We start from the raw sequence: 12527 nt of genomic DNA on the forward strand, positions 1-12527 counted from the left end.
CTTAAAATGGATAATATTTCAAGTTTAACATTACAGATAACGCATTGTACAGCTTATAGTGGATGAAAGTAACAATCGAATCGCTGCTTTTGGCAATGAAAGATCAAGTAGCTAATTGCTCGAAGCAAAAATCCGATACAAGTAAAAATATCAAATAATTAAATAACTAAAAAAGCTGCCGAGATAGTCAGCTTACTCTGACTCTCGACAGCTTTTTTTGATCTACATTCTACCTATTCATAGTTCAAGCCATGACCAAGCTTATACTCATTGCCATCGCAATCCTTATAGATATAGCTCAATCCATTAGGCATATATTTATCCTTGTCGTAGCCAGGCACATCGTTTCTCGATACCGACTCACCATTTTGATAAACGGCGATAACCTCTTCGTTTGCTGGCAAAGTAAGCGGCAGTACACCAGTTGGCTTGTGATTTCCTGCAATCACCTCAAGCTGCGCATTAAAGAATGTATCGTAGCCTGCAATTAACGCATCTGCCATCGGTTCAATATTGCCTAAGATCCATGGCAGAATAATATTCACGCTCATCACTACTTTGCCTCCACGGCTATGAATGCTATCTGTTACTTCTTTAAGATGCTTCATGCCAGAAAGCGTTGTTTCCTGATATAACGTACCGTCAAGTCCAGATACCACTTTATCCTCACAAATTTCAAGCTCTAACAATCCAAGTGTAGCGTTGAAATATGAGCCTGATTTCGGATGTAAGAACAGAACGGCTACATCTGCTTCTTCATAGTTGTTGGTAAGGGTAAACAAGCCCAGCTCTTTCGCTTCATCTCTTGCTTTTTCTGTATAAGCAGCAGCTCTCTCTGCTTCCTTATGGAACACTTCAATATATACGCTTCTGCCTTCAAGCTTGTCCTTCGTTAACGGCAACGTTTGGTTAGAATTTTTCAATACGGTAACTGATTTTTTATGTGCTTCATACGCAGCTTCCCAGTGCTCCTTCGTGCTAACCACTTCAGTAGCTTTTTGTGGTTCATTGTACGTACGATCATCAAACAAGCCTAACGCGAACATTTCTGTCAACAGTCGTACATTGGCTTCATTAATGCGTTTCTCACTAATCCAGCCTTTGCTAACCGCTAGTTTTAGATTTTCAATATCGTTCGTATCTGCAATAATATCCGTACCTGCATTGATTGCCTTGGCAAAACGTTCTGCCTCACTATGCTTCTCCATGCCCCAGCTCATATTGTTAATAATACCGCTGTCGCTATTGATATAGCCTTTGAATCCAAGCTCCCCGCGAAGAATATGATTCAAGAAATAGTGATTGAAAGCAAAACCGACCTCTTCAAAAGGAATATCTTCGCCTTCAAATTGCTGAACAACACTTTTCTTGATGCTTGGTATAGAGTAGTACGGCATGATGGAGGATGCTCCATGCTTTGCTGCTGCTCTAAATGGTGGAAGATGATACTTTTCTAAGCTTCCCGGTGTCGGGTATAGGTTCCATTTCCCTTCCTCATAATGCGGGTCAAATCCATTTTCACGTGCGCCACCACCAGGAAAATGCTTAATCGTCATCGCGATGCTATGCTTTCCAAGTGTCTCACCTTGAAATTCCTTAATAATACGACCAATAGCATCCGCTATAAATTCTGGATCCTCACCAAAGGTACCGTAAGTCCGCTGCCATCTTGGATCGGTCACAACGTCAGCCATATACATATAGCCTTTTCTTAATCCAGTCACATCCCATTCTTTACGTGCAATGCTGGCAAATTGGCTAATTAAAGAGGCATCGCCTCCATTTTTAATATCGCCTTTCGCCGCTGCAGCTAGCCCAAGTGTTCCTGGCCAAGTGGAAAAGATACCGATCGCATCATTCATGCCAAAAACAGCTTCCCCATTTTCATTACGTGAATTGGACGTCACAAGTACAGGTATACCTAGACGAGTACCCTCTGCAACCTCATTCATCGCATTAATCCACTCTGCCATATCAGCAGGACTAAAGTTATCTCTTAAAATAAAGTGTCTTAAATTTCTGTTTTCTATTGTATGGGTCGTTCCATATACTTTGCTTGTCGCAAAGATGGTTTCGCCTTTTTCGATAATGCCTTCATCTAATACTCCGTCATGACTCGTCTTGCTTTTATCTTCCTGTGCAAGCCCCATTTTTCGAGAGTTAATTAGCATCATGCCTATTTTTTCGTCCATATTCATTAAGGATACAAGGTTTTCTGCACGTTCTCTCGGCGTTAAGCGCCAATCTTCATAAGGGTCTAATCTCCCATTATTATTAAGATCTTTAAAGGTTAATCCCTCTTGTTCGATAAGCTGCTTTTTTCTTACAACTAATTCTGGTTGCTTCTGCAATGAAAATTCACTCCTTAGCTACTTAATAAATAGTGTCTATATAAAAAGCAATTACTGTAAACCAATTAAACATCTTGACACTCGTGCTTGAATGCTAAAACGATTGGAAAGCATTCTACTCAATCTAATCATCTTATTATGGTATTGGAATAAGAAGGGTATACACTTCAAAACTGAGCTCATTCGTTTCAATTCATGCCACGAATACATATCTCATATTAACCGTTTTCATTTGTTAAATTTGTCACATACCTCTATAGCATTCTTTATAGCTACATTACCGTTCATTATTATACAGCTAAGCGTAGATAATAGCTTACACTACAGTTGCACGTTTTTATAATATAATTGCCAAATTGCATTGCAAAAAAAAGCTGCTAGAAAGTCAATTATTACTGACTTTCTAACAGCTAATCATGTTAGTTAAAGCTTACTTTAGTGTTCTGATGGTGAGTGCTCTACTGAAGCTTCAAGAATATCACCATAAGCCCAGTGATCCATAGCTACATCAGAATATGGATTTTCAAGTCCTTTTATCGGTTGACGCTCGAACATTCTGTTTAATGCACTAACCGCTTCTGCTCTTGTAAGTGCTGCATTTGGACGGAAGGTGCCGTCTGGATAGCCTTTCATTGCCCCTTTTTCCAGCATACTTCGCATGCTTCCATATGCCCAGTGACCCTCGATATCGTTCACAGTATAAGCATGCTCTCCTCGCTTGCCATCCAATAGTCGTACGACAGCATTAGCAAATTCTGCTCGAGTAACCGGCTGATCTGGTCTAAATGTGCCATCAGGATAACCATTCATTAGGCCAAGCTGCTGAACATTAGCCAAATACTGTGCCGACCAATGTGTAGCTGCCACATCCTGATATGATGTTGAGGGAGCATTGGACTTAAGCTCATCAGATAATAATCTTGAAAGCATAGCCGCCAGCTCTCCACGGGTCACTTTACGATTAGGAGCAAAGGTCCCGTCCGCATAGCCACTTACATATGATGTATGCTTCCCTGCATCGAAGCTGAATATTGCAAATGTGGTGAAGCTGCTCATGTCAATCTCGATGCCTTCAGGCTTACCATTAACGTCGTATACTAGCTTTCCACGCTGTATGTTCACTGCTCCTTCACTACTTTCCATATATACAGCAAGTGAATTGAGCAGCTGCTGCATTTGTGTCTTGTCTTGTGGAAGCTCGATGCCTAGCAGCGGAATTGTAGCTTTTGCTTGAGTAATGGCATTAATATTCACCGGTGTACCAACATGTTTAATATCGCCTCCACCAGTAATCGCCTTCACTTGCTCACTAGCGGCAATGCGCTTTGCTATTTCTCGTCTTATCGACTCATTACGACTTGGAACGATACTGAAGCTCAAGCTTTTGCCTTGCTGCTCTACTTGCTGCAATGTTTGTTGCGATAATGTGATCGCAGCGTAGTCAGTAACAATGTTTACGGATAAACCACTTGTAGCTAGCTTCTTGATAAAATCACGCTCAATAGATAAATTAACCTCATCTACAGGTTCGTTCGGTATATCATCAATGAGTACATGTATAAGTTTGTTTTCTATTGTCAGTGCCTCTTCAACAATATCCATTGCATGATTACCATTCAGCACAACCATATCCTCGATTTTACCTGCTTGGTTTCTTACACGGACGATGTCGACCTGCACGACAATATCTTTACCATGCCCATCAAATATTATAGAGGCCTTGCGAGCATTTTCAGGTGTCACTGGTACTGGCTGAGTTGGTATACTCGGCTCGGATACATCTATCGGAAGAGATGAATCACTTGTCAAACCGTTAACGGTTTGCGTTACATAATAGCCTTGACCTGGTAATACTCCTTGGAAAACGAACATCCCATCAGGGTCAGCCGTGCCTTGCTCCCCAACCTGAGCCTGCTTATCATCGTACAACGTCAACGTCGCGCCAGGTATTGCATCACTAACCGCTATCGTGCGATCCCCTGTGCTTCCAGCTACGGTTACAGCTGGTGGTATGACGATGACTGTTCTCTCAACTGCAAGCGCTGCGTTGCCCGCTTCGTCCTCAACATAATAAGTAACGGTATGCTCACCAATGACGTCGGTATCGACATTATTGGTGATGACAATACTAGAGGTCAAATCACCTTGTCGCGTATCCAGAGCTGTAGCTCCTTCATCAGCATAATTTGTACCGAGTACAATTCGAATGCTAGATTCTCCAATTAACGTAATGACTGGTGATGTCGTATCGACCACTAGTGTTATGACTGTGGAATCCGTGCTTGTGTTACCCGCTGCATCCGTTGCTGTCGCGGTAATGCTGTGTGTTCCTTCCTCCCATGCAATGGTTGGTATAAACGTCCAATCACCGTTTTCATCTGCTGCGGTCGTCCCTTGTGACTGGCCATCTCTAAATACTTCCACTACACTGTCCGCTTCAGCCGTTCCACTAATTGTCGGTGTCGTGTCTGCACTTACGTTTCCATCACTTGGACTTACTATGCTTGGTGCACCTGGTGCTGTTGCATCAATCACTAGTTTAACGACTGCTGATTCATCGCTCGTATTACCCGCTGCATCCGTTGCTTTAGCCGTAATACTGTACGTTCCATCTGACCATGCGCCGGTTACTGTAAACGTCCAATCACCGTTTTCATCTGCTGTGGTCGTTCCTTGAGAATCGCCATCTCTGAACACTTCCACTATGCTGTCTGCTTCAGCAGTACCAATGATTATCGGTGTCCCTTCTGTGCTTACCGTTCCATCACTTGGACTCGTAATGCTTGGTGCTATTGGTGCGGTTGCATCAATCACTAACGTAACGGCTGCAGATTCTTCGCTCGTATTACCCGCTACATCCGTTGCTCTCGCGGTAATGCTATGTGCTCCATCCGACCATGCGCTGGACAGTGTAAATGTCCAATCGCCGTTTCCATCTGCTATGGTCGTCCCTTGTGAATCGCCATCTCTGAACACTTCCACTGTGCTGTTCGCTTCAGCCGTACCACTGATCGTTGGTGTGGCATCTGGACTTACTGTTCCATCAATTGGACTTGCTATGCTTGGCGCACTTGGCGCTGTTGCATCAAGTACTAGCTTAACGGCTGCAGATTCATCGCTCGTATTACCCGCTGCATCCGTTGCTTTAGCCGTAATACTGTACGTTCCATCCGACCATGCACTGGTTGGTGTATACGTCCAATCGCCGTTTTCATCTGCGATTGTCGTTCCTTGTGAAGTTCCATCTCTGAATACTTCCACTGTGCTATCTGCTTCAGCCGTTCCACTGATCGTTGGTGTCGCATCAGTGCTTACTGCTTCATCACTTGGACTTGTAATGCTTGGCGCACTTGGTGCTGTTGTATCAATGATTATCGTTGTTGCAACTGATTCGGCGCTCGTATTACCCGCTGCATCCATCGCTCTCGTGGTAATGCTGTGCGGTCCTTCCGACCATGCGCTGGACGGTATAAACGTCCAATCACCGCTTCCATCTGCTGTGGTCGTTCCTTGTGAATCACCATCTCTGAACACTTCCACTGTGCTGTTCGCTTCAGCCGTACCACTGATCGTAGGTGTCGCTTCAGCATTTACTGTTCCTTCTATTGGACTCGTAATGATCGGTGCGGTTGGTGCTGTAGCATCAACTACTAGCGTTACTTCTGTGGAGTCCATACTTGTATTGCCCGCTGCATCTGTTGCTTTAGCAGTAATACTATACGTTCCATCCGACCATGCACTGATTGGTGTAAACGTCCAATCGCCACTTCCATCTGCTGTAGTCGTTCCTTGAGAATCACCATCTCTAAACACTTCCACTGTGCTATCTGCCTCAGCCGTACCACTGATCGTTGGTGTCGCATCAGTGCTTACTGCTCCATCACTTGGGCTCGTAATGATCGGCGTACTTGGTGCTACAGTATCAATGACTAGCATGACTACTGCAGATTCATCGCTTGTATTATCCGTTGCATCCGTTGCTTTTGCAGTTATACTGTGCGTTCCATCCGACCATGCACTGGTTGGTGTAAACGTCCAATCGCCGTTTTCGTCTGCGATTGTCGTTCCTTGTGAGACACCTTCTCTAAACACTTCGACAGTGCTGTCTCCTTCAGCCGTACCACTAATTGTTGGTATAGCTTCATTGCTTACTGTACCATCACTTGGACTCGTAATGCTTGGTGCACTTGGTGCTGTTGTATCAATAACTAATGTTACTTCAGCAGATTCAACGCCTGTATTACCTGCTGCATCTGTTGCTTCAGCAGTAATGCTGTGCGTTCCATCTGGCCATTCACTGGTCGGTGTAAAGGTCCAATCACCGCTTCCATCTGCTGTGGTCGTCCCTTGTGAATCGCCGTCTCTGAACAGTTCCACTGTGCTGTCTGCTTCAGCCGTACCTCTAATTGTTGGTGTTGCTTCATTGCTCACTGTTCCATCGCTTGGACTCGTAATACTTGGCGCACTTGGTGCTGTTGTATCAATACTAATTGTAGTTGCCAATGATTCGGCGCTCGTATTACCTGCTGCATCCGTTGCTCTAGCAGTTATGCTGTGCGTTCCATCTGACCATGCACTGGTCGGTGTAAAGTTCCACTCGCCGCTTCCATCTGCAATTGTCGTCCCTTGTGAATCGCCATCTCTGAACACTTCCACTATGCTGTCTTCTTCAGCCGCACCACTGATCGTTGGTGTTGCATCAATGGTTACCGTTCCATCACTTGGACTCGCAATGCTTGGCTCACTCGGTGCTATCGTATCAATGACTAGTATGACTGCTGCAGATTCGTCGCTTGTATTACCCACTGCATCGGTTGCTCTAGCAGTTAAGCTGTGCGTTCCATCTGACCATGCACTGGTCGGTGTAAACGTCCAGTCGCCGCTTTCATCTGCGATTGTCGTTCCTTGTGAAGTGCCATCTCTGAACACTTCCACTATGCTATCTGCTTCGGCATTACCAATGATTGTTGGTGTCGTATCATTACTTACTGCTCCATCCGTAGGACTCGTAATGCTTGGTGCATTGGGAGCTGTTGCATCAATGACTAGTATGACTGCTGCAGATTCGTCGCTTGTATTGCCCGCTGCATCGATTGCTCTTACGGTAATACTGTGCGTTCCATCCGACCATGCGCTTGTCGGTGTGTAGCTCCAGTTCCCGCTTCCATCTGCAATTGTCGTTCCTTGTGAAGTACCTTCTCTGAACACTTCAACTGTACTGTCTGCTTCGGCAGTACCGCTGATCGTAGGTGTCGCAATTGCGCTTACCGTTCCATCACTTGGACTCGCAATGCTTGGCGCACTTGGTGCTGTCGTATCAATGATTAGCATGACTGCTGCAGCTTCAACGCTTGTATTGTCTGCCGCATCTGTTGCTTTTGCAGTAATGCTGTACGTTCCATCCGACCATGCGCTTGTCGGTGTAAACGTCCAGTCGCCGCTCCCATCTGCTGTTGTCGTCCCTTGGGAGATACCATCGCTGAACACTTCTATCGTGCTGTCTGCTTCAGCCGTACCACTGATCGTTGGCGTCGCTTCTGCGATTACTGTTCCATCCATTGGACTTGTAATGATTGGCGCACTTGGTGCTATCGTATCAATCGTTAGCACGACTGCTTCTGAATCGACGCTCGTATTACCTGCTGTATCCGTTGCTTTTACAGTAATACTGTACGTTCCATCCGGCCATGCGCTTGTCGGTGTAAACGTCCAATCGCCGCTTCCATCTGCTATTGTCGTCCCTTGTGACACGCCTTCTCTGAACACTTCCACTGTGCTGTCTGATTCAGCGGTACCGCTGATTGTTGGCGTCGCTTCTAGACTTACTGTACCATCTATTGGACTGTCAATGATCGGTGCTGCCGGTGCAGTTGTGTCGATGATTACCGATATTGTTGCAGATTCGTCGCTTGTATTGCCCACCGCATCGGTTGCTTTAGCGGTAATGCTATACGTTCCATCCGACCATGCGCTGGACGCTGTAAACGTCCAATCGCCGCGTTCATCTGCAGTTGTCGTCCCTTGTGAATCACCATCTCTAAATATTTCTATTAAACTGTCTTCTTCTGCTGTACCATTAATGCTTAACATCGCGTCCGAAGTTACTGCTCCATGTAATGGACTCGTAATGATTGGTGCGATTGGTGCTGTCGTATCAATTGTAATGGCTACTGCTGTAGAGCTATCACTAGTATTGCCTGCCGCATCAACTGCTTTAACCGTAACAGTATGCGTTCCATCCGACCAGTTGCTTAGAGGCGTATAGGTCCAATTTCCACTTCCATCTGCTACTGTCGATCCGTCTTCCGTGCCACCTCTATAAACAATCACTGTGCTGTCCGCTTCTGCTGTCCCACTAATCGTTGGCTTCGCATCAGCGCTTACTATAGCTGAGCTTGGATTCGTGATGGTCGGTGCTTCCGGAATTGTTGCATCAATTGTCAGCAATATTGCTGCAGAGTCAACACTACTATTTCCTGCTGCATCAATTGCTCTAGCCGTAATATTATACGTTCCATCCGACCATGCGCTCGTCGGAGAATACGTCCAGACCTCACTTCCATCTGTTGTTGCCGTGTCTAATAACACGCCATCACGATAAACCTCTACCGTGCTGCCTGCTTCAGCTCTCCCGCTAATGCTCACCATCGCATCGGAGCTTAGTGTCCCACTCAGCGGGCTAGTAATGGTCGGTGCGTCTGGCGCTATCGTATCGATTGTTATGGCTACTTCTATCGAATCATCACTTATATTGCCTACCTTATCCGTTGCTTTAGCGGTTATTCTATATGCTCCATCTAGCCATTCATCTGCCGGTGTAAGGGACCAATTCCCTTCTCCATCCACTAAAGCTGTACCTTGTGAATCGCCTTCTCTAAACACCTCTACCGTGCTGTCCGGCTCTGCAGTACCGTTAATTTCTGGCTGTGTATTGGCTGTTATTGCACCATCAATAGGGCTTATAATGATCGGTGCACTTGGTGCTGTTGTATCAATCGTCACTGTTACTGGCGCAGAGTCAACGCTTGTATTCCCTGCGGGATCTATTGTCATTACATAGATGGTATATGTCCCATCAGTCCAGTTGATTATATCTGTAAACGACCAGTCTTCACTTACCTCTGCTCTTGTCGTTCCTAGTAAAACACCATCTCTATACACATGCACCATGCTGCCCGATTCAGCTGAACCACTAATCGTTGGTAATGCAGCTGAGATAACTGTACCATCACTTGGGCTAGTAATGATCGGCGCCTCAGGTGCTGTCGTATCAATGGTTATGGATACTGAAGCAGAGTTAACGCTTGTATTCCCAGCGACATCCGTTGCATAGGCGGTTAAGTTATATGACCCTTCAGACCATTCAGTTGCCGATGTAAACGACCATACTCCGCTTCCTTCAGCTGTTGTCGTTCCTAGTGACTCACCATTCCTCATTACTGTTACTGTGCTGCTTGGTTCCGCTGTACCAATAATAGTTGGTGTTACGTCAGAGGTTGCCGTTCCTGCGCTCGGAGATGTAATGTTCGGTGAAGTCGGTGCTGTCGTGTCTATAGTTATGGATATCGCCGTAGAGCTCAGACTTGTATTGTTTGCAGCATCCGTTGCGGTAGCTGTTATGCTATACATTCCGTCCATCAAACCAACAGATGGATTGAACCCCCAGTCTCCACCAGAAGTAGCTGTTACTGTACCTACTGAGGTACCATTTATGAATATTGTTACTGTACTGCTTGCTTCTGCTGAGCCGCTAATATATGGCTTGGTATTGGTTGTAATTGTACCATCAGCTGGAGTATTAATAACCGGTGCAGCAGGTCGGATATCATCGACCACACTAATCGCAAATCGACCCTCGAACGTAGCACCTGCTTCGTCAGTCGTTCGTATACGAACGGAATACGTCCCAGGAGTTAGACTCTCGCTCGTACGAAGCAAATTACCGCTAATTTGAAATTTACTATTATCGTCATCACCTTCTCCGCTAACCAATGCATAAGTATGACTATCTCCTACATCTTGATCCGTCGTTGACAGCACCCCTACATCTGCACCACTTCCAGCACTTTCACCAATGGTCGTAGCGCTTAGTTGTAAATCTGTTGGTAGGCTATTCAACGTTTGTACGGCCAGCTTTGTAACTGTCAATTGTAAATTACCTAGTTCATCCTCTGCGACCACATATAAATCATAAGCGGTGTTTCCTATCAAGTCTGGTATGAGATAGTCCACATCGGTAGATGCAGTATCTACGTTAAAGCTTCCAGAAAGTGCTGGCTCACCAGTCTCTTGCTGTCCTGCCTTTACCTGTTCATTACTTGGAGCTTGAGACTCGCTAGCTACCAATACATAATAGACAGTACCTGGCTCATTCAACTGAGCCCTCAAGGTCGCACTATTTGAAGTAACATTAAATATATTAGGCGAGGCACCTGTAAAAACAGGTGGATCTTCATCAAGAGGCGCCCCATATTCGATGACAAGCTTAGGAGCATATTCAGGATGATCATTATTCGCAAAAAAGAATGATGAATCGTCTGAGGATAAAACGAAAGAAATGGTTCCACTTGGTGGCCCAATATTGCTCGGATCCATTAATAAAGGGCTAACATCTATACTGTACTTTGCATTCTCAGGGTAATACTCTATTGGACTGCCTAGAGACACGTTCACAGATGGACCTGTTAGCCCTGGTAGTAGTGGTGCTCCATTGGACCAGCTATTTTCAGCTACTGCCACATTCATTTGCTTCGCAATTCCACTTTCACCAGTCAACTGTAAATATGCCGAAGTTACGGATCGATCAGTATCAATACCTGAAAATTTCAATGCAGATAAAAACTCTAACGTATCATCTTTACCTACGAGGATATTAGGACCAGCCCCATCAGTAATGTCAGTTGCGGGCAATGCAATTGTTTCAGACGCTATTACTGGTTTTGTTAATGATGAAGTAATAATAAAAAACAACAAAAAGCTAATTGTAAGGCTTAAAATAACCTTAGTTTTCATATACCTTAAGCTCACCTCCTAGAATTTAAGTATGATGCACAGACGAAAGCCACCCTGCGTACCTATCGTGAGGGCGGCTTTCTATAGTTAACTTCTTGGTGGATAGATCCCTTCTAGTGCAATAATATAGGTTAATCCTACATATGGTTGCATGTTGTTATGTGGCTGACTAATACCCGCACTGCCAACGGCTTGTTGACTCATAGCTGAATTTGGCGTGGAATCATAAGGCTTGTATGGGGATATCGCATTTTCACTTCCCCATATCGCATTCGTTGGATCAGCCGTAGCTGTCGTTGATGACGATACACTAGTCCCGTTAGGGATATGTGTATGGCTTGGAATCTGATTTACGGTTAGTGTCTCTGTCGCCTGTCCTATACTAGCTCCAAGCTGTCTAGGGGTAAGACCTGGACCGCTACCTTGTCCAATCGCTGCTCTCCCTTGTAAATTTGGTAAAGCAAATGTTGTTTTTCCATCACCGCCATATATATTTCCTAATATAGAAAAAAGTGCGGTGTTCTGTTGAATGTTTAATATCTTACCGTCACACCGTGCCCAGCCTCTCGGCGCAAAGTTTCCAGCAAATAGTCTAATCTCTCCAATGAACGGTTCCATAATACACCTCCTATGGTCTTGACGGAAAAACGCCTTGTATTGCAATACAATATGTCAATGTTGTGTATGGCTGCATATTCGTATGGGGTTGACTTCCACCCGCGACACTAAGCGCTGAAGGATTCAACGAAGTGTTGAGTGTAGCAGCATAAATGGGACGAGAATCAGGAGTTTTCCCCCATACGTTACCGGCAGGGCTAGGCAAGCTTGCTCCATTTGTACTTGCTTGAGCCTGATGACTATGCTGTGGCATTTCAGTGATTATTAACGTATGGTTCGTCTCACCACCCCTAGAACCCACTGGGTACTCATTATTCCAATCAATTGGAGTACTTCCTTGTAGATTAGGTAAGGCGAAGGTCGTTGTTCCATTGCCACCATAGGCTGTACCTAAAATAGCATATAAAGCTGAATTTGAAGCTATTTGCAAAAGCTGACCATCACATGGAAGCCACCCTTTAGGGATTAATCCAAAGGCAAACATTCTGATCTCACCTAAAAACGGTTCTGACATCCCCATTCCTCCTTTTTATAAAGTAATTTCAT

4 protein-coding genes are annotated in these 12527 nt (G+C 45.0%); all 4 read right to left on the reverse strand.

Going from position 1 to position 12527, the window contains the following annotated elements:
- Positions 1-233: 233 nt before the first annotated feature.
- The 4 genes from NSQ99_RS17290 to NSQ99_RS17305 all read right to left on the reverse strand — a co-directional run bounded on the left by NSQ99_RS17290 (position 234) and on the right by NSQ99_RS17305 (position 12495).
- A complete protein-coding gene (locus NSQ99_RS17290) occupies positions 234-2351 on the reverse strand; it encodes a glycoside hydrolase family 3 protein (RefSeq protein WP_340838083.1) in 2118 nt (705 codons plus the stop codon).
- A 435-nt stretch (positions 2352-2786) separates the two neighbouring features.
- Positions 2787-11363 carry an Ig-like domain-containing protein gene (locus tag NSQ99_RS17295; RefSeq protein WP_340838085.1) on the reverse strand — a complete coding sequence of 2859 codons (8577 nt, stop codon included), beginning with the start codon at positions 11361-11363 and terminating at the stop codon, positions 2787-2789.
- An 87-nt stretch (positions 11364-11450) separates the two neighbouring features.
- Complete coding sequence (locus NSQ99_RS17300; RefSeq protein WP_251669011.1) at positions 11451-11981, reverse strand: phage tail protein; 531 nt, start codon at positions 11979-11981, stop codon at positions 11451-11453.
- Between the two features lie 10 nt (positions 11982-11991).
- Entirely contained in the window at positions 11992-12495 is a 504-nt protein-coding gene (locus NSQ99_RS17305; protein WP_340838087.1) for a phage tail protein, read from the reverse strand.
- Between the last annotated feature and the right edge of the window lie 32 nt (positions 12496-12527).

Origin of the sequence: Paenibacillus sp. FSL W7-1287 (assembly GCF_038004245.1) — a bacterium.
Lineage (GTDB): Bacteria > Bacillota > Bacilli > Paenibacillales > Paenibacillaceae > Pristimantibacillus > Pristimantibacillus camelliae.